This window comes from Terriglobales bacterium (assembly GCA_035651655.1).
Classification (GTDB): Bacteria; Acidobacteriota; Terriglobia; order Terriglobales; family Acidobacteriaceae; genus DASRFG01.
The window spans coordinates 169,899-188,141 of sequence record DASRFG010000025.1; the positions used below are offsets into that span (position 1 = coordinate 169,899).

Here is an 18,243-nt window from a genome sequence, read left to right on the forward strand (position 1 = left end):
GCGGGCACCCTCAAATGCAGCTATTGCTGCGAGTCAGTGGAGCTAGAGGCAGACTGATTTTTGTCACCGCTGCCGATGGCCTCGCCAGAGAGCACCAGTTCCACTCGGCGATTTTGCTGCCGGCCTTCAGAAGTGTCGTTGGTTGCCACCGGCGCGCTTTTTCCCAAACCGCGGGCCACGATGGTGTCGTTTGAGATCCCCTGCTGAACCAGGTAATCGCGTACAGCTTCAGCACGGCGCTCAGAAAGCTGCAGATTGTAAGCGTCGGTGCCAATGCTATCGGTATGGCCTTCGACCTCCAGGTGCAGGCTGGGATAGGCGAGCACGATTCCGGAAACCTTGGCCAGGCGCTCGCGGGCGCCGGGCAGAAGTTCGAAGCTGCCGCTCCTGAACAGCACATCAGACATGTTGGCGATCAAGCCGCGCGCGCTGTCGCGGGTGGCGAGAATGTTATTGAGTTGCTGCAGCAGCCGGGCGCGCAGCTCCTGCTTGTCTCTCTCTGCCTGCTGGCGAAGTTGTTCTGACTCCTGCGCAGCACGGCGGGCTTTTTCCGCCTCAACGGCCAGGGCTTGTTGTTGAGCTAGCGCTTCGGCTTTGGCTTGTTCGGCTGCCTGGCGCTGACGGGTTGCTTCCTGGGCGGCCTGCATCGCTTCCTGTTTGGCGCGTATGGCATCCGCCTTGGCGGCCTCCGCCTGAGCGCGAGCAGCATCGGCTTCGGCTCGCTGCCGTGCTTCGGATGCGGCATCGGCGCGGGCTTTGGCTTCACGAGCAGCAGCTTCGGCGTGAGCTTCTTCTTCGGCCTTCTGCTTGACCGCCATGACGCGCGCTTCCTCGGCAGTTTGCACAGCTTCGCGTGCTGCTGCTTCTACAACGCTGCGGTTCTGATGTTGACGGTACGTGTCCTCGGCGTGCTTCAGTTGCTGGTCAGCTTTGCCGATAATGGCGGCGGCATACTTGTCCGCCAAAGCGTTGTGAGCAATTCGCAGCGCGTTGCGGGCTTCGAAGAGGGCCAGTGGCGTCCTGCTGTCAATTCCGAAAATTGCGTTTTCAATGCGAGTGTTGGTGGAGGAGTAAGTGCCGCGGGCTACGAGCTCGTAGTTGGCGTCAATGTCCTGGCCGGCAGCCATGCCAGCCGGAGCCGAGCTTTCCATAACGACCATGTTGCCGGGTTGCGAGACGGCAAAATAGGGCTCGGCGGTCACGATCATGCCGAAGGTCTGCATGTCAGTAAATGCCTTCAGGTGGGCGTTGCCGTGATCGAGAATCACTTCTCCCAGGTTCACTGGACGCCCCTGCGGCGAAACTGCCCATAATACGTACGTCAGATATTCAAGGCCGAACTTGGTGGCGTCTTCCAGGGAAGTGAGTTTGGCTTCAATCTCAATGCGAGTTTTCTTGCCTTTGACCTCGGCTTCGCCGGAGGCCTGTGACAGCAATTCGGTTCCATGGAAAGCGACCTTCACGCTGCCGCCCTGCTGGCGGTAGTGCACAGCCTTGGTGACACGCGAGACCGCTTTCGGGGCTGCGGAGGTGGCAGCCACATTCTCCCCAGCGGAACAAACAGCTGTAGCGCAAAAAAGTATCGCGATGACTAATAGATGTTTTCTCACGGCATTCCTGTTCCGGGGGAGTACAGAAGAGGGAAACCTCACAAACATGATGTGCTAGTCGGGTGCAAATGAAAAGGACAGGTAGTACAGGGGATAGGTAGTCCTTTAGTTTGCCGGATCGCTTCACCTGAGCCACCCCAATTTTTCCCGCTACTTGCGGACAACGTGGAGATAGAAGGTATGCATCTGCGTGCTTGTCAACAAAGGTGCCTTCCAAATTCTGCAGCAACACGTCGCTGCACTATGCCGTGCGATTCGAAAGGAGATACACGATGCGAAAGTTAACGATGGGGCTGACGCTAGCCATGCTTACAGCTTGGGTATTGGCGCCGAAACTCAACGCCTGGACTCCGGCGTTCGGCCGGGTGGTCATTGTGGATCACCAACGAGTCAGCGGCGAACCGAGCATTGCCATTGACGGACAGGACCGGATCTATGTAGCGGCGCCCTACGGATTTTCTACCACGGCAAGCTTCGTGTGGCGCTCGACTGATCACGGTATGAGCTTTCATCTGGTCCCGGGCAATGCCTCGCCATTTGGAAAACCTTCGGTGACGTGTGTGGGCGGCGGGGATTCCGCGCTGGCGATTGACAGCAAGAACCGCCTGTATTTTGCTGACCTTCAAGGACTGACCAACGTCAGCAACAGCGTGAGCTCGGACCAGGGATCCACCTGGCTTACGACATGTAATGCCGCCAATGATGCTGGAGTGGACCGGCAGTGGATAGCGGCTTTCGGCGATCCGCAATCAGGTGGCGCACTCTACCAGACGGTGGACCAGGTGGGGCAGTGCATTGGGGCGTGTGAGCCGAATTTGGGGCAAGTCGGCGCCAACATCGTAGAGATCACACGATCGCAGGATGGCGTAACCTTCAGCCCGCTGCCGGCACAGCAGATTGAACCCGACGGAATCGTTTCAGGAATCGTGACCGATGCGAGCGGCGGCGTGTACATCGCGCATACGGGGCTGGTGGATGCGTCCGGGAAGTTGATTGGGGGAACGGATGCGAATGGGAATGATAACGCTTTAGTGGTGGTGCGCTTTCCGAATGGATACAACGCCAAAACGGCAACGCCGCTGATCAATGGCCAGACGCTGTGTGAGATGTCACCTACGACCTGCAAGACCTACGTTGCATACCGTGCTCCGCTGGACGCAAACGGCAACAGCACGGTGACCGTGGCGCAGGATTTTGCGCCGATTGCAATTGATCGCGGCGGGAACCTCTATCTGACGTGGGCACAGGCACCAGTGGATAAGGCGACGGGCAATGTCGCCGGATCGAGCCAAATCTATATGACGGTCTCAACGGACCATGGAGCAACCTGGGGCGCGCCGGTGCGGGTGACCGCAGCAACCCCGAGTTTGAAAACCAATCTGTTTCCGTGGATTGCGGCCGGAGATCCGGGGCGAGTCGATATCGTGTGGTACGGCACGCCAACTCTCGGGTCATGCCCGAGCCAACCTTGCGGATCGAGCGCCATTCAAGCGCACTGGTCGGTGATGATGGCGCAAAGTCTGAACGCAGTCGCGAGTGGAAAGCCCAATACAGCCGCCACTTTCACCACCACGCAGGTGTCAGAAGTCTCCAACCATTTTGGGGCGATTTGTACGATGGGCATCGGCTGCTCGACCGGAGGAGATCGCGGGCTGGTGGATTTTCTAAGCGTCACAGTTGGCTTGAAAGGCGAGGCTAACGTGGTGTGGGCGGACGCCGTGAATCAGAACTTTAACGGTGGAGAATCCTCAGCACTGATCGCTTTTAATCGGCAGATCGCGGGCCCTAGTCTCTACGCCAGCGTTGGACAGGTTACAGGACCAGCGGCAGCGAGCGGAAGCGGCGCGGGATCGCCAGATGCGTTTTACTCTGCCGATGGCTTGACCATAGGAGCGTCGGGAAACATGACGCTGAAGTCGGCCTCAGTTAGCAAGCCGGATGCAACCCACTATCGTTTCAAGATCGCGGTCAAGGACCTGAGCACAATGCTGGTTTCGCCCACGCTGGGTGGCGCCAATGCCGTGTGGCTGGTGCGTTGGGAGGTGCCCGATCCTGCCGGAGCAGGGCACACCTACTTCGCGGCCATGGAATCGGATGCCGGGCAGGCGCCGAGTTTCTTTGACGGGGAGACGGGGTCCATCAATACCAGTCATGGGAAGTTTCTGACCTATCCGCCCGCGCACAACATTCAAGGAAGCTTTACTGCGTCCAGCTCAGGAGGAGTAATCACGCTTAATGTGCCGATTGCGGACGTGGGAAACAACGGAACGGCGACCTTATTCTCAATAACCGGGGTGACGGCAACGCAAACGGCGCCATCCTCAAGTGGGAACGCAATCTTCAACCAGATCAACGCGACGGCGCCATTCGATTTCAAGCCGTGAAGAGAGGGGAATCGGGATACCCTGGCAGGTCTAGCCCGGGGGTACGCAGGTAGTGCGGGTGCGCACTAAGGGCGCCGGCTGGCCCGGGGAGTGACCTGGGTAACGTTTCTGTTAGAGCGCAGTCGCGGTAATCTCCTACGCAATGGGAGCAGAGCGCCGAAAACACCCACGCACCAGAATGATCTTGCCTTTACGTGCCTTCCTAAGCACGGACGGGGGCGCTGCCAAGCCGGTCGAGTTTGTGCATACGCTTGACGTGGGCCAGGTCGGAGCCCGCCTGGGTGGACTGCGTTCTTGCCTAAAACTGGGCGAAACCATCACCCTGCAACGGGGCCAACAAAAAGCAAAGTTTAAGGTGGTATGGATCCATCAGGTGGGCGCGAATGAAGTCCAGGCCGGCGTGGAAGCGCTAAACGGATCGCCGGATTTTTGGGGCGTGGATTTGTCCGCCGACCGAGCAGCAAAAGAACCTGGCATGGGATTGCTGCTGAAAGTCCTCAAAGCCGGCAAGTAAACAGCCAGATCGCGCGGCCGAGGTCCTCAGGCTGCGTTCTTCGATTCCAAGTAGGCCTGGAGCGAGGCTTGCAGCTGTGAGTCAAGCGCGTAGTTCAACCGCTTCAAATCCGGCATTAAGTTGCTGATATCGAGCACGAGCAGATTGTCCTGGATGACACTGTAGAGTACCTGCTCGACACAGCGCAGATCCTCCACCAGAAGTGCCGCAGTGTAACCCTGCTCGCGGCGCACTCTTCCGTGTTCGGCAGCAGATTCGCTAACTTTCTGGGGAAGCTGATTGCGGTGAGTTTGCAATTGTGTAGAAAGCTGCTTGAGGAGCTTGGGCATGTGATCCACGCGACCCCGGTCAGAGATGGGAATTGCGGCAAGTAATGGATTCTCCTTCATGCTGCGCAGGGTATCGGCGATGATCGGGTCAATGTTCTCCAGCAGGATTTCAGCAATCTGCTTGCGGGGAAGCGGGCGGTGCGGAACTGGCCGGGCGAGTTTCTGCTTAATGTTATTAATCAGGGTGGCGACATCAGCAGGTTTAACCAGATAGTCGTCGACCTGGGCGCGAATGGCTTGCAATGCGGTTTCAAATGCGGGATACCCGGTAAGGATGAAATTTATACACGAGGGCTGCATGCGGCGCATGGCGCTGACCACAATGAAGCCGTCTCCAGGCTCGCCGATGTTTAAGTCTGAGATGAGAACCCCATAAGGGCGCAATTTGATTTCGTCAAGCGCTTCCGGAACGGAGGCAACGGCGGTGACTTCGAAGCTTTCCTGTTCCAAAATACGGGGGAGGGTCTGGAGAATGCCGGGCTCGTCATCCACCAACAACAAGCGAGTGCGTGTCCGAGGGCTCTTATCGGGCACTTTGAAGTCCTTTCCGGGCACAGCGTGACTCGGCGCCATCGCCTAAAAGTACGCTAGAAGTGGGGTGTTTTTACAAAAGCAGTATACCTTTGGATCAGCTACTTGCAATCAGGAAAGATGGGCCGGATGGAGCGGCGACGGAGCGACGTAACCTCTGGATCCGGCCCCTATCGCGGTGGTTGCGATCACCGCGATCACTGAGGTGTGTGGGATGGGTAGCCTGCGCGGAGGGGTTGCTCAGCGGATATAGACTGATATCACCTGATGAGCACAAAAGCCGTTTAGAAGCGTGTTTGAGCGCCGATGGAACGCAACGCGGCGACCAGGTGTTCCAGATGTTTCCAATCCTCGACGGTGACCCCGTTGGTAAATTGAATGCCTATCCCGTCGGCGTCACGCCGCCGTACCACTCCCCAAAGATCGGCACGCAAGTCGGCGGTATTGAGGAGGATTCGAAGTCGTGTGTTCTCTGGGATGGCGGTTGGACCCTGCAGGTAGCAGCCGCTCAAACTTATGTTGCGTAGGGTTGCCGACACTGCGGCGCTGGCGTCGGGAGGCTGCAACTCCACGTTCGCTGCAAGAGAATAGCGGGGATGTTGAAGGTCGTTCTTGGCGGATTTGACCTTGCTGGACATGGTGGCAAGACCGAGTGAGTCAATGAATCAATGAATGAATGAAGCAATGAGTCCAATAGAACCGTAGGCGAAGCCAGGTAAGGTGTCCAAATTACGTTGGTGCAGGGGCTAAGCGGGCAACGGGCGCATAGCGGTTGTGAAATGGGAAACGGCACGGGGCAAAGAAAAAAGCCGAGGGCGCTGGCCCTCGGCAAAGTCGTTTAAAGATATTGGTTAGACCTTGTGGCGAAGTTGGCGGTGATCTTTGCGGACATCGCGGCGGTCGTGACGGATGTCGCGACGGTCGTGACGAATATCGCGACGGTCGTGGCGGAGGTCACGCTTGTCGGCGCGAATGTCGCGCATTTCCTTGTGAGCGGCAGCCTTGTTACCGTTCTTCAGGTCCTGGCGCAACGCGCGGCGGTCCTTGGCAATGTCGCGTCTGTCTTTATTAATGTCACGACGGTCCTGACGGCGATCCATGCGGTCGTGACGAAGATCGCGGCGGTCGTGGCGGAGATCCTTGCGGTCGGCCTCTTGGCCGAGTGCCGCGGCAACGCTGAGTGTGGCTGCCAATAAGAGCAGCGTAATGCGAGTTAAAAGTCGAATCATATGTCGGCCTCCCTGCCTGACAATCTGTACGGTTATAACCCTGAAGGCCGAAATAGTTGTGTTACGGGGGTAACTGAGAAGGGAAGTGGTGGGCTGATTTGCGGCCAAACATCGAGAGGACGTATTTCCGCGCGAAAGGGCGGACTAGTACGACGGTAATTTGCGGAGAGGAATATCTCTATATACGATATATGTGTTGTTCTACCCGCAGAAGCTTCGCATCCGAGGGAAACCCGCTGCTCAGGGCGCAGCGGGTTTTTTATTTCGAGCTGACAGCTGTTAACGCAAGACGCTGGTCAGTGAACGCAGCAGGGCTGGGCCTTCAGATCGCAACTCCTTAAAACTGTATATAACCAATCTCTCGAGGGTCCTTTCGCCGCGGGGCGTAAGGCTCACGAGAACAACCCGGCGATCGTTGGCGTCGCGCTGCCGGTGCAACAGGCCGCGGAACTCTAACTTCGCGATGATGGCGATGGCGGTATGGTGGGCAATCTGGAGGCGCTGCGCAATAGCTGTGATGGTAGGCTGCTGCCCCGAGGGTAGCCCTTTAATGGCGAGCATCAACTGGTATTGCGTGGGTTCGATGCCCACGGCGCGGCCGGCTTCGGCGCGGCGCCGCAAAAAGCAGGCAAGCTGATAGCGAAATTCGGCCAGCGTCCGGTATTCGGAAAGCTCGAGGTCGTGCATCCGGCATGAGGGTAGCAGGATGCCGGCGGCGCTTTGTAGTAAGTGGGAAGGTTCGCCGGGCGGGTGGAATGCGGAAAAACCGGCTCCGAGGCCGCGCGCCGCACGAGGGAAGCAACTAGGAGAATGATGCTGGAATCCCACTACTTTGATGAACCACGATTTCGAGCGTCGAAGAGTCCTGAAAAGCAGTGGGGAGGTTCTCGGCTCCTACTGTCAGCGCTGCGGCCACCTGGTGGCAGTGAGTCCCAGCGGGGTCACCCTCGACATGGGCGAAAAAATGCATAAATGCAACGGAACCCTCTCTGCCGCCCAGTACGCTGGCCAACCGCGGCGGCGTAGTCGAAAAGGGCCCAAACAGGTACGGGCGATTCTTCGCCAGAAAATCGCAAAGGTGCGGACGCGACGACAGAGACGCGGGGCGCGCATCACCCCGGGGAGTAAATGAGAGCGTTAACGATGGCGCTGGAGTGATGGAAACAGGGTGGGCGGCTTCAGGCCACGTTCTCTTCTTCTTTGTAACCCTTGGCTTGCAGTATTTGGTTCAAGCGCAACTTGAGCTCTTCAAGCCGCGTTTTTTCTGATTCTTCTTCTTCCCGTTTGGAGCGGTTGTGTATAAGCTGACGAATGATCGAGGATGGGGCTGCGGCTTCGATTGGCATCTCTGGTGTCGGTCTGTGTCGCGTCATGCGGAGCAGATTGTAGGTAAATTCCAGAGCGGGGACAAGTACCCAAAAATGGTGCAGTGCGGGGAAGTCCGCTGCCGAACCATTATAAGCCCATGGACAGCTCTGAACGAGTGATCTTCTCGCCTAGTTATTTCGCAAGACACCGGCAAATCGCGATTCTCATTTACATTGCGCTGGCCACCATTATCTGTCACTTACTCACGGGCGGTCGCTACGGTTTTCACCGTGACGAATTGGCCACGCTGGACGATGCGCGTCACCTGGCTTGGGGCTACGTTGCCTACCCACCCGTCACCCCTTTCTTTGGTCGTTTAGCGCTGATCCTGTTTGGGACATCCTTGCGAGGATTTCGATTCTTTGCCGCTTTGGCGGAGGCGATTGCGGTAGTGCTCACCGGCCTGATAGCCCGCGAGCTTGGCGGAGGGCGCAAAGCGCAGCTAATGGCGGCGGCAGCGGCGGTGCCGTTTTGTCTGGCGGGCGGTGCTTTGATGCAGTACGTGTCTTTCGATTATCTCTGGTGGGTACTAACGGCGTTCTTTGTTGTCCGATTGCTTAGGTCGGAGGAGCCTAAATGGTGGATCGCGATTGGGTCCGCGATCGGCATCGGAATGTTGACTAAATACACTATGGGATTCTTTGCGCTGGGGGTGGCGGCCGGTGTTCTTCTGACCGATGCACGACGTCAGCTCAGGAGCAAAACGCTGTGGCTGGGTGTGGTGGTAGCGGTGCTTATTTTCCTTCCTAATGTTCTCTGGCAGTGGCAGCACCGATTTATTTCACTCGCTTTCCTGCGGCACATCCACGAACGGGATGTGCGTATTGGGCGGACCACAAACTTCCTTCCCGACCAGCTGGAACTCACGCTGTTTGCTTTTCCCCTTGCGATTGCGGGACTGTGTTTTTATTTCTCACCCAAGCGCCGACGGTTTCGCGCACTGGGGTGGATGTACGTCGTACCGCTCGTGTTATTTGTGCTCGCCAAGGGACGCGCGTACTACCTGGCGGCAGCCTATCCCATGCTGTATGCGGCGGGGGCGGTCTGGTTCGAGCAGTCGCTCAATTCGATCCGGTGGAGACCGATGGTTGAAGCAGTGGCTTGGATCGCGCTCGCTGCGGATATCGTAATCACGGCCGCGGTCGCTCTGCCCATGGCGCCGCCCGGAAGCCGCTGGTGGGCCATGGCTACTCGATTTGATGGTGATCTGGTTGAGGAAATCGGATGGCCGGAGTTGGTACAAGAGGTGGCGAGAATTCGTGACTCACTACCGCGGGAGGATCGCCGGCGGCTTGGGGTGCTTGCGGCCAATTATGGAGAGGCCGGGGCGATTAATCTTTATGGTCCCGCTTACGAACTGCCAACGGCAATCAGCGGCATCAATTCATTTTGGCAACGCGGCTATGGGAACCCTCCGCCGGAGACTCTGATCGTTCTTGGGCTTTCGAGACAGTTCGTAGAAAAGAATTTCGAGAGTTGCAGGTTGGCTGGTCAGGTTTCCAATCCTTACAACGTGAAGAACGAGGAGAGTGGCGATCATCCTGATATCTTTTTCTGCCGGGGCCTGGTACGGAGTTGGCCAGAGTTCTGGAAAGATTTTCAGTACTTTGGTTGATGGAGGGCGGGTGGCCCAGGTTTGCGGGTGCAGGAAACAACGGAAGGAAGAACGCACAGGTGAAGCCCACGTGCTGAGAAGAACGGCGGAAACAGCACCTCTCAGCAATCGGGTGATGAGTGAGATGGGCGCGGGTAATGAACTGTGCCTGGAGGGGCTGGGCGGAGTCGAACCGCCGACCTAGAGTTTAGGAAACTCTTGCTCTATCCATCTGAGCTACAGCCCCACCACATTTCAAGCTGTAATAACCTCTCCATTGTAACCCCTTCTCTGCGAGAGCATGACGGAGTTCTGCGAGGATTGACCGTAACGGCTCTGCAGATAAGGAAATGCCGGCGGCAGACCGACGGAAACAACCGGCACACGACTCAGATGGTGATCAGTTTGACCTGACCCGAGCGCCGATGTTCCTAAAGGGCGCGAGGATGACGCACGAGAGAGGGCTGCTGGTGACGCTGCGGCTAGAGAACGTCTTGCGACATTGCAGAAATCAGGGTTTCAGCAGTCAGCTCAGTCCAAATAGTCCTAGCTGAGGCGGGGTTACTGTGCATTGCAAGTCTGTCGAGCCTTGTGATGATGGCGGGGTTTTTATTGCCTGTTACTGTCGTCACTTCCGACAATTTGAGACATCGAACTACGATGTTTCGTAATGCCGAGTAAAATACTTCCTTACAAACGGGAAATGTCCAGATCCCGCACAATTCTGATTGTTGATGGTTCGAGCGATCAGATGTTCCGGCTGTTGCATGGGGTTAGTGACGCCGGTTGGTCTGTTCTTTTGGCCGATTCCGCTGCTGCCTGCCTATCACTCGCAGCTCAGCACAAGCCTGCGGCTGTGTTGCTCGATGAGACCTTGGCGACCGTAGATCAATGGTCAATCTCTGAACTGGTTCATCTGGTCAGTGCAAAGAGTGTGGTTGTGCTGGTCGCAGAGGAACCTAACAACTGGCGAGACTTGCCGAAATTTGTCAGTAGGGTCGTACCACGCTCAGACCCTACCAATGCCATCTCTGTCCTGCGAGAGATTCTGGCCTGAAAATCAAGTACGTGGTTGAGCTTTGGGCTTGCTGAATTGTTGCAGTTCGCTTAACAGAACGCTTGGCGACTCGCTCTTATCGATACATTTGTTTGCGAGCTTAACTAAGCAGCCAGGAATACGTTTACAAGAACCTGTGAGCACGATGATCGGAACTGTGGGCCACCGATTCTTGAGGATAACGGCCACTTCTTCGCCGTCCATTCCGGGCATTTCGTAGTCGAGCAGGACTACGTCAATGGCGTGCTGCTCTGCCAGCTTGATTGCAGCCAGGCCGCTCGTAGCTATCAGGGTTTGGTAGCCGAAGGCCTCCAGAAACACCTTCCGTACGGCAAGGCCGTCCGCGTTATCATCCACGCACAGTATGAGGGCCACCTAAGCCTAAACGTCAGCCACGCCGGTTCAGATTTCGATTGTGCAAAAAACAAGGCGGTCTGATTCAAGGTGTTTACTAGTCTAGCAATGCGTGTGATGCTTGGCTGCTGGCACGCACGCGGCTACACCCGCGAACCGGGTTCGGCGTGGCTGCTGATTTCTTACCAGGCGGCATAGCGCGAGCGCTGCTGGCGGACAGGGAAGAGTTTGACCAGCAGCATCCCGGTAATGAATCCGCCGACGTGGGCCCAGAAGGCGACGCCGCCTATGCCGGCGCTAGTCTGGCTGGAAACTGCGACCGAGGTGGCGGCCCCGCTGAAGAAATTTAGAAGGAACCAATAGCCCAATACCACCCACGCCGGCAGCCACCAAAAGGTAAAAAAGAAAATCAGCGGCACCAGGGTAAGCACGCGCGCCCGCGGATAGAGCACGAAGTAGGCCCCCATCACGCCGGCGATGGCCCCGCTGGCGCCGACGCTGGGCACGGCGGAGGTCAAGTTCAAAAGTGTGTGGGTAACGGCGGCGCCGATTCCGCAGAGCAGATAGAAGAGGATGTAGGCGAAGTGTCCCAGATGGTCTTCGACGTTGTCGCCGAAGATCCACAGCCCCCACATGTTGCCGATCAGATGAAGCCAGGAGGCGTGCAGAAACATGGAAGTGAAGATGGGAATAATAGCGGACTGCGCGTTGACCGGGACCAGCGCGCCACCCAGGTCAATGGCATGCGCGCCCTCGAGCAGAGCCGTGATCTTGAGGGGAACGAATCCGAAAACGTTAACTACCACCTGCGCGGGTGCGGGAACGCCAGCCCACATCGCCAAAAAAATGGCGGTGTTCAGCGCGATGAGGAAATAATTCATCCAGGGAGTGCTGAAGCGAGGCGCGTCGTCGCGAAGTGGAATCATGCTCTATCTCGGATGCGGGGCCGGTAATGACGGCACCTAAAAATGTTGTGAGCGATCGGGGAGAGTTGACCGGAAAGGCATGCGACCCTCACGATAGCAGAGGTGGCGAATTCTGGCGCAACTATGAATGGCGTGCTGGTTGTGGACAAGCCGCAAGGCATGACGTCGCATGACGTCGTCAATCGTGTGCGGCGGCTGCTGGCTGAGCGCTCGGTGGGGCACTTGGGCACGCTCGATCCGCTGGCGACGGGTGTGCTGCCGCTGGTGATTGGGCGCATGACGCGGCTGGCGCAGTTCTATATGGGCTCGGAGAAGACATACGAGGGGAGTATCCGTTTTGGCTTTGCCACCGATACGTACGATGCCGATGGCGAGATGGTGGGAGCCGAAAAGATAGTTAAAGTAACGCTTGAAGAGTTGCAGGAGTTGGCAGGGAAGTACCGGGGTCGTATCCAGCAGATGCCGCCGCCGTTCTCGGCCAAGAAGATTAAGGGAGTCCCGGCTTACAAGTTGGCGCGAAAACAGCAGGAGGTGGAGCTGAAGCCCATCGAGGTGGAGGTCAAGGAATTCGAGCTGCTGAAGTGGGAGGCCAAGTGCGCTGAGTTCCGGGCGCGTGTGGCGTCAGGTACATATATGAGGTCGGTGGCGCACGAGATGGGAGAACAACTAGGTTGCGGGGCGCATCTGGCGTCGCTGCGGCGGACGGCGTTGGGCGAGTTCGGGATTGCGGAGGCGCACACGCTGGAGGAGCTGGAAAGCGCCGCCGAAAAGAGGGAAGCCGAGGAGCTGTTCGTTCATCCGCGGAAGCTGCTGCCGGAGATGCCGAGCGTCACGGCTAATGAGGAGATGATGGCGAAGATCCGAGTGGGGCGGCCGGTGAATCTGCCAGAGCTCTCGCGGGCACGCCAGGTGAAGGTGTTTGCGGGACAGAACGATTTGATCGCCATTGCGACGCGGGTGGCGGGGACGTTGTTTCATCCGAAAATCGTGCTGGCTGCGCAGACCGAGTCGGAGAGAGTGCAAGCGAGGTAGATACCGGAGGGATGGTGGGCTTAGGTTTGGCCGCCGAGATGGCGGCGCTATCGGAGCATGGGTGAGCAGCAGGGCTTTTTCACTGGCTTGGGTTCCATAAGTTCCACGCGGGTAAAGTTAGGGTCGTAGAGATTGAACTGCCACTTACCGTCGCGGCCGATTTCGGGTTTCTCGTACGGCTCGTAGCCGCGAGAGACGACGGTCTTGTAACCGGCTTTGACATTGGGGACGCCCAGAGCCAAGTGGTGCATCACGCCCAGTTCCTTGGGGTCAGGATCTTTGACGTTCAGCATGTACTCCAGCCAGTCGGTGCCATCGGGCACGCGCATATCCACCCAGTCGGTGTCGGAATCCTTCATGCCGCCGTGCCAGGTCTCCCGAAATCCGAGAATGTCCTTATAGAAGTGGTCAGCGGCGGCACGGTCGCGGACTACTACACCGACGTGAATCATGTGCTGCGCGATGCGGGAGTCGGGCAGGAACTTTCCGAAATTCTTGCTGTGCAGTGAGCCGGGCATGAGCTGGACAAATTCAACATCGTGGCCGTCGGGATCGTCCACGTCGAAGCCGCGATTGCCATCGAGCATGGGCTCGAGGTTGTCCGGGACCTTGACGCCGCGACTGGCGAGATAGGCGCGGAGCTGCTCGGCGTCGGTAGTCTCAAAGGAGATGTGAGAGAGGCGGTCCTGCTTGAAATCCTTGAGCTCGGGAAAAACTTCAACGTATTGGTGGTCGTTGACCTTGAAATAGGTCAGCATGAGGCCGCCACCTTCGTCGGGTGGTTTGTCCATGGTGAAAGGCTCCTGGAAGCCGAGAACGTGGCCGTAAAATGCGCGCGATTTTGCGAGGTCGTCAGTGCGCAGGCCAATGTGCGAAATCCCGATAATGGGTGGGCGAGCGACCGGGGCCGGGGGGTGGTGTTGCGCCGCGACTGCGCCGGCAAGCAGAAGGAGAAAAAGAGGAGCCGATCTCATGGATGGGGATAGTGAGGGGTGGGCGGAGAGAGTGTCAAGGGCAGGATTACCGGAGGGGATGCAATGTCCGATAACAGGTATCGCTTGTTAAATCGGAACCGATTGACGCCAAGGGACTTAGGTTTTTTACTGCTTGACACTGTGCTGATGCCCAAAAACAGTGCAGCAGCTATTAATGGTATGTAGCAGAGCTGGATTGTGGATTGCAAGCCTTTTTTGTACAATCCGTTGCGCCCTGAGGTTCCGATGCGAACCCTTGTTTTTCCCATGTTGTTTGGTTGTCTCCTATTCAAACAATGCAGCATGCCAACCGAAGCTGTTAGCCCCGAGAGTGTGCGACAAAAAACTGAGGACGGATTGCGGCAGTACTTTCCGCACGTGCACGCGGCCGTGGACCCACAACGTCATGCCATCTTGGCCCTTACCTGCACGGCTAACATTGGCAGATCCGCAATCGAAAAAATGGCACCAATGATGCAAAATGACCCGGACATCGGACAACTTAAAACGCTTCGCGTGTGGGGTCCGGCAATCGGAGCGCCTACCTACAAATATCTGTTTCTCGGGTTCGATGAATACGCGATCGGGTTGGACGTGGACACGTGGCAAGTGAGTGTACTGCAAGGCGAGCGCATCATTCATGGATACCAGCATATGTATGCTCAGACTTGCGAACTCAGCAGCCGGTCCGCTTCAACCGGAGACTAGAAACCACAATACTGAAAGAGCCAGAATCCAGGCCCAAAACTGCTTTCAAGTACATCTCACTTTCCAATCTCCAACACGACGAGCATCAGAATTAAAAGCACAACGATTACAATTGCCTTTCCCGCAAATGAAACAGCCGACGCAGCATCAGGAAAAAGGCCGGTACGGATGAATTTATTTGCGTAGACATCAATCGCGTTCGTCGCACCTGGATTCTGCGCCTTCAGTGAATCTATTTGTGAGTGGCTCAATTCGGGGTACAGCTTCAAACCACCAAGGGAATGAGCAGCACTGCTGAAAAGATCGCCAGTCGTTGTCCCTGGAGGATTGCCGCCACACATCGGGTCGCTATTGTCGAATAGTCCCTTCCAGAATGGACACGGACCCCAAAATATCGTGCTCCAATAATCCGCCGAGAATGGGTTGCGCGGTACCGTGTCGTCCATCTCACCCCGCCGCAAAGATCAGAACTGTTTTGCCGTGAATGGTCGCACGCATCAGACAATTGCTCGCACCCGGCGAGCTCGCGGCCGCTGCCAGTTCCTTTAGCGCGTCCTCAGTCTCGGCACCAGGCGCAAGGTGCTGCTCAATCATTCCAAGCTGCTTTTTCATGGCCTTTGCTAGAGGCTCGAATGCTCCAAAATCTATGCCTAACATTTTTCACAGTCTCCGTGGACGTTCCCCAAGTGCCTCGCCGCCACCAGGGGCAAATCCGGAAGCAGCAAAATCGAATAGCTGTTCTTTGTTGATAAATTGAGAGCCGAACCGCTCCGGCCGATGGCCTGGTACGGGCGGCCGCGCACGCAATATATTCTCCGCACGCGCCGGCGCAAGCACTCCAGGCAACGCTTTCAAACCGGCCGGCCCTGGTGCCGGCGTGCTGGCTGGTTGCGGCGTGCGATGCTGCCACCAATAAATTGCGAGCACAGCAAGCGCGATATAAACGTAAGTTTTCATGTGAGCAACCAAAGCAGCAAAAGTGCTGCAACCCACCAGCCCCACCTCGGAATTGAGGATCCTGTGGTCCCCGGTGCCTTAACCGACAAAAGCGAAACGCCCCGAGAGCCATGACGCGGAATTTCTCTGAATCCAACGATTGAAGAATGATCGCTCGGATCGCTCCCCGGCAGATTGTGTGGCAGCGGAACATAACCGCCTTCCCACGGACCTAAACCCGTTGCATCCTCGGGAAAGTAGCCGGTGCCCCCGCCATCTCCCCCGCCCACAAGCCGCTGTGATAACGGTTGACTCACTGGAGTACAACCGCCGTGGGCGCTGCTCCGGTACTCCAGGCATCCGCGGGAGGTGAAATCGGGTCTGCAATCACGCCGCCGGCAGAGGTTCCCGCGCCTAAATTCGGAGAAAACGAAATCGGAGAACTGCCACCGGCCGCGAGCACGGCGGTGCCGGCGTTCGTGGTGTACACGAAATAATACTGACCCGGCAGCAGTAGATTCGACGTAAGCCAGCTCAGCGTTTTGAAACCAGTTGAGGGCGCAAAGGTAGTCCCCGCAGTCGCGCCCAGGTGCACCATCAGCTTTCCATCCGATTTTCGCGCCACGCCAAGGTCGTAGAGGTTGGCGCTGTTATCGGCCGTGGTTACGTCATAAACCACTTTCGAAGTGAGCAGAGCGCAACCTAGTTGGAATCCCCACGTCTTGTCATTGTTCGCCGTGAAAGCGACCGTCGCGTTTGCCAGATCGGCCACTTTGTAGTACGCGCACAAGGTCGCGCCGTCAATGCTTACAACCCCGCCCTGGTACTCGTATTTCAGAGAGGGAAAATTCGCTTGCGACAGCACCAGGCCGTTGATGTGATCGTTTAAGGTGGTGGCCATCGGACCGCCGCTTGAAACTGTACCCTCGTTGCCAATGTCGAGAACGCGAATATCGGTGCTGGTTGCGGTACCCGCCCCACAGCTAGAAACGCAAGTTTGGCTCAAATCAAAAGCTGTGCCGGTATTGCTCGCGGCCGCTCCAGAAACGGAAAGCCGCCCGATGCGGAGGTGGTGAATATCGTGCGCCTTTATACCGATGGGCGCAGGATCTGCAGAATTGGGCTCGATATGCACGTCCGGTAAGTCAACCCCGCGCAGCCCGTTGGTTGCACTGGTGGAGCCATTCCCATCCAAAGTAATTTGAGGCTGACCGTCGCCGGCATTCTCCGGATTCAACATCCCGTGGCCGGAAACGTCCTTGACTAACAAGTTGTCATTCACAGAGAAAACCATCGGCCGCGCATGCAACCTGGTGGTGCTGTTGCCGTTCATGTTCACAACAAGCGGCCCCACCAGGTCAAACACCGATGAGCCATTGAAAACGGTAACGGGATTCTCTTTACTGGTGCCGTCAAGGGTGAAAGTGCCGGACCCGGTGAGCCCCGCAACAGCAATATCAACAGTCGTGTTGCTGGTGGGAACTGCCGTACACGCGCCTCCCGTGCACACAGCCGTAGGATTCACCGCTGCGCCGGTCCATGTGCCGGTGAGGTTCACTTGCTGCCCGTAAAACAGGTGATGACCGTCAGGAGTTGCGGTCGAGCTTGCCGCCACTGTCAGGTGTGCGACCCCCGGCGTCCACGTTGCTGAAGTTACAACGATGCCGGTTGAATCGGGATTATCCATCAGCAATCCAACTTGGCTGTCACAGCCGGCCGCATTGATGCTAATTGGACCGATGGAGGATTGCGATTGCACGCCGCGCAGGTGCACGACGCCATCATCAGTGCATCCCGGCGATTGCACTACAAATTCCAAACCTGAAACGCTGAAACTGCCGCCACGTCCGTCCCCTTGACCCGTTTGCAGCAGCGAGCTCACGTGACACGAACCCTTGCAAACGATGCCCGGACTAAACACCCCGGCCGGCTTACTCCCTACTGAGCCACTATTCGGCGCATTAAGCGTGCTGCCACTGTTGAGAATCACAGCCGGCGAGCCGTCCGTCATGGTGGGAGCGAGGTAAGCGTTGCCAGTAAACCAGGCATTGCACTGCAAGCCGGTGCCAGTAATGGGAGTCCCAAAAGAAAGCGTCGCCGAATGCGAGTAGGACTGCGGAGCGGAAAAATAGAGATTTCCTCCGGTCAGATTGCAGTCATTCACTGCCGCATTCACACTGCTATAGCTGCTCGCAAAGTAGCTCCCGCCGTTCGCCTTGAGCGCAGTGATTCCATTCAGAAACGCAACGACGCCGGCATTGCGGTAATCAATCCACGTGCAATTCGCGCAGGGATTCGGCATATTGCCGCTAGGAAAAACTGCAAGCATCGGATCGAGCACGATCACACACGGAATGCTCGTGTCAGGCAGACAGGCATTTTGCGCGGCCGTCACCTTGTCGCCCACCGTGCTGCCGGGAAACTGAGTGGCCCGAAGTGTGTTGCCAGTTTGAGCAGCCGCCATTGCCGGCAGAATAAGCAAAGCAAAAATGCGAATGAATTTCACAGCTACACCTCGCGGAAAATGAAATCTGCGGAGCGAGGGGAGGGAAGTGCCGCTCCGCGTTTTTTTAGGCTGCCGGCGTCGAGTGCACGAACTGCCCGGTCGCGTGCGCGAGCTCTACCACGCCATCAATAATTTTCCCGATGGCATCATTAAGCTCAGAGCTATTGATGGGCTTTGCACCAGGCACCAGT

At 57.2% G+C, this 18,243-nt stretch carries 19 protein-coding genes and 1 tRNA gene; 6 read left to right on the forward strand and 14 right to left on the reverse strand.

The genetic code is table 11. The features are described 5' to 3' along the window. Nucleotides 1-20: 20 nt before the first annotated feature. On the reverse strand, nucleotides 21-1,541 hold the full coding sequence (locus tag VFA76_12880) for an OmpA family protein (GenBank protein ID HZR32734.1): 1,521 nt from the start codon (nucleotides 1,539-1,541) through the stop codon (nucleotides 21-23). A gap of 341 nt (nucleotides 1,542-1,882) precedes the next feature. Here VFA76_12880 and VFA76_12885 point away from each other — a divergent pair, with 341 nt between their 5' ends. Together VFA76_12885 and VFA76_12890 are read left to right on the forward strand one after the other, a co-directional pair. Beyond that, entirely contained in the window at nucleotides 1,883-3,994 is a 2,112-nt protein-coding gene (locus VFA76_12885; protein ID HZR32735.1) for a hypothetical protein, read from the forward strand. Nucleotides 3,995-4,172: 178 nt separating this feature from the next. Continuing rightward, a complete protein-coding gene (locus tag VFA76_12890; GenBank protein HZR32736.1) occupies nucleotides 4,173-4,508 on the forward strand; it encodes a hypothetical protein in 336 nt (111 codons plus the stop codon). A 26-nt stretch (nucleotides 4,509-4,534) separates the two neighbouring features. Here the strand turns inward: VFA76_12890 and VFA76_12895 are convergent, their stop codons facing one another. From VFA76_12895 to VFA76_12915, 5 genes are all read right to left on the reverse strand, one after another. Then, entirely contained in the window at nucleotides 4,535-5,371 is an 837-nt protein-coding gene (locus VFA76_12895) for a response regulator (protein ID HZR32737.1), read from the reverse strand. 281 nt (nucleotides 5,372-5,652) lie between these two features. Beyond that, nucleotides 5,653-6,006 carry a PilZ domain-containing protein gene (locus VFA76_12900; protein HZR32738.1) on the reverse strand — a complete coding sequence of 118 codons (354 nt, stop codon included), beginning with the start codon at nucleotides 6,004-6,006 and terminating at the stop codon, nucleotides 5,653-5,655. Between the two features lie 213 nt (nucleotides 6,007-6,219). Further along, nucleotides 6,220-6,597, reverse strand: coding sequence for a hypothetical protein (locus VFA76_12905; protein HZR32739.1), 378 nt, complete (start codon nucleotides 6,595-6,597; stop codon nucleotides 6,220-6,222). Nucleotides 6,598-6,876: 279 nt separating this feature from the next. Further along, nucleotides 6,877-7,284 carry a MarR family transcriptional regulator gene (locus VFA76_12910; protein ID HZR32740.1) on the reverse strand — a complete coding sequence of 136 codons (408 nt, stop codon included), beginning with the start codon at nucleotides 7,282-7,284 and terminating at the stop codon, nucleotides 6,877-6,879. A gap of 491 nt (nucleotides 7,285-7,775) precedes the next feature. Then, nucleotides 7,776-7,943 carry a hypothetical protein gene (locus tag VFA76_12915; protein HZR32741.1) on the reverse strand — a complete coding sequence of 56 codons (168 nt, stop codon included), beginning with the start codon at nucleotides 7,941-7,943 and terminating at the stop codon, nucleotides 7,776-7,778. Between the two features lie 119 nt (nucleotides 7,944-8,062). Between VFA76_12915 and VFA76_12920 the strand changes: the two genes are divergently transcribed. Then, entirely contained in the window at nucleotides 8,063-9,580 is a 1,518-nt protein-coding gene (locus VFA76_12920) for a glycosyltransferase family 39 protein (GenBank protein HZR32742.1), read from the forward strand. Between the two features lie 149 nt (nucleotides 9,581-9,729). Here VFA76_12920 and VFA76_12925 read toward each other — a convergent pair. Beyond that, a tRNA-Arg gene (locus tag VFA76_12925) sits at nucleotides 9,730-9,806 on the reverse strand. Nucleotides 9,807-10,262: 456 nt separating this feature from the next. Here VFA76_12925 and VFA76_12930 point away from each other — a divergent pair. Beyond that, nucleotides 10,263-10,616 (forward strand): hypothetical protein, encoded by a 354-nt coding sequence (locus VFA76_12930; GenBank protein HZR32743.1) that lies wholly within the window; start codon nucleotides 10,263-10,265, stop codon nucleotides 10,614-10,616. Between the two features lie 3 nt (nucleotides 10,617-10,619). Here the strand turns inward: VFA76_12930 and VFA76_12935 are convergent, their stop codons facing one another. Both VFA76_12935 and VFA76_12940 read right to left on the reverse strand, forming a co-directional pair. After that, the gene (locus VFA76_12935; protein HZR32744.1) at nucleotides 10,620-10,991 is read right to left on the reverse strand and encodes a response regulator; all 372 of its coding nucleotides are present in this window, start codon (nucleotides 10,989-10,991) and stop codon (nucleotides 10,620-10,622) included. 161 nt (nucleotides 10,992-11,152) lie between these two features. After that, nucleotides 11,153-11,896 (reverse strand): rhomboid family intramembrane serine protease, encoded by a 744-nt coding sequence (locus VFA76_12940; protein ID HZR32745.1) that lies wholly within the window; start codon nucleotides 11,894-11,896, stop codon nucleotides 11,153-11,155. A gap of 102 nt (nucleotides 11,897-11,998) precedes the next feature. Between VFA76_12940 and truB the strand changes: the two genes are divergently transcribed. Beyond that, nucleotides 11,999-12,928 (forward strand): tRNA pseudouridine(55) synthase TruB, encoded by a 930-nt coding sequence (truB, locus tag VFA76_12945; GenBank protein ID HZR32746.1) that lies wholly within the window; start codon nucleotides 11,999-12,001, stop codon nucleotides 12,926-12,928. 47 nt (nucleotides 12,929-12,975) lie between these two features. Here the strand turns inward: truB and VFA76_12950 are convergent, their stop codons facing one another. Beyond that, complete coding sequence (locus VFA76_12950; protein HZR32747.1) at nucleotides 12,976-13,902, reverse strand: VOC family protein; 927 nt, start codon at nucleotides 13,900-13,902, stop codon at nucleotides 12,976-12,978. 246 nt (nucleotides 13,903-14,148) lie between these two features. On the opposite strand from VFA76_12950, the gene VFA76_12955 reads away from it, so the two are divergent. Further along, nucleotides 14,149-14,610, forward strand: coding sequence for a hypothetical protein (locus VFA76_12955; GenBank protein ID HZR32748.1), 462 nt, complete (start codon nucleotides 14,149-14,151; stop codon nucleotides 14,608-14,610). 56 nt (nucleotides 14,611-14,666) lie between these two features. On the opposite strand, the gene VFA76_12960 is transcribed toward VFA76_12955, so the two are convergent. The 4 genes from VFA76_12960 to VFA76_12975 form a co-directional block, all read right to left on the reverse strand. Then, nucleotides 14,667-15,056, reverse strand: a complete 390-nt coding sequence (locus VFA76_12960; GenBank protein ID HZR32749.1) for a hypothetical protein — start codon at nucleotides 15,054-15,056, stop codon at nucleotides 14,667-14,669. Nucleotide 15,057: 1 nt separating this feature from the next. Continuing rightward, nucleotides 15,058-15,267, reverse strand: coding sequence for a hypothetical protein (locus VFA76_12965; protein HZR32750.1), 210 nt, complete (start codon nucleotides 15,265-15,267; stop codon nucleotides 15,058-15,060). Nucleotides 15,268-15,270: 3 nt separating this feature from the next. Then, on the reverse strand, nucleotides 15,271-15,567 hold the full coding sequence (locus tag VFA76_12970) for a hypothetical protein (GenBank protein ID HZR32751.1): 297 nt from the start codon (nucleotides 15,565-15,567) through the stop codon (nucleotides 15,271-15,273). 292 nt (nucleotides 15,568-15,859) lie between these two features. Continuing rightward, on the reverse strand, nucleotides 15,860-18,052 hold the full coding sequence (locus VFA76_12975) for a hypothetical protein (protein ID HZR32752.1): 2,193 nt from the start codon (nucleotides 18,050-18,052) through the stop codon (nucleotides 15,860-15,862). Nucleotides 18,053-18,243: the final 191 nt, after the last annotated feature.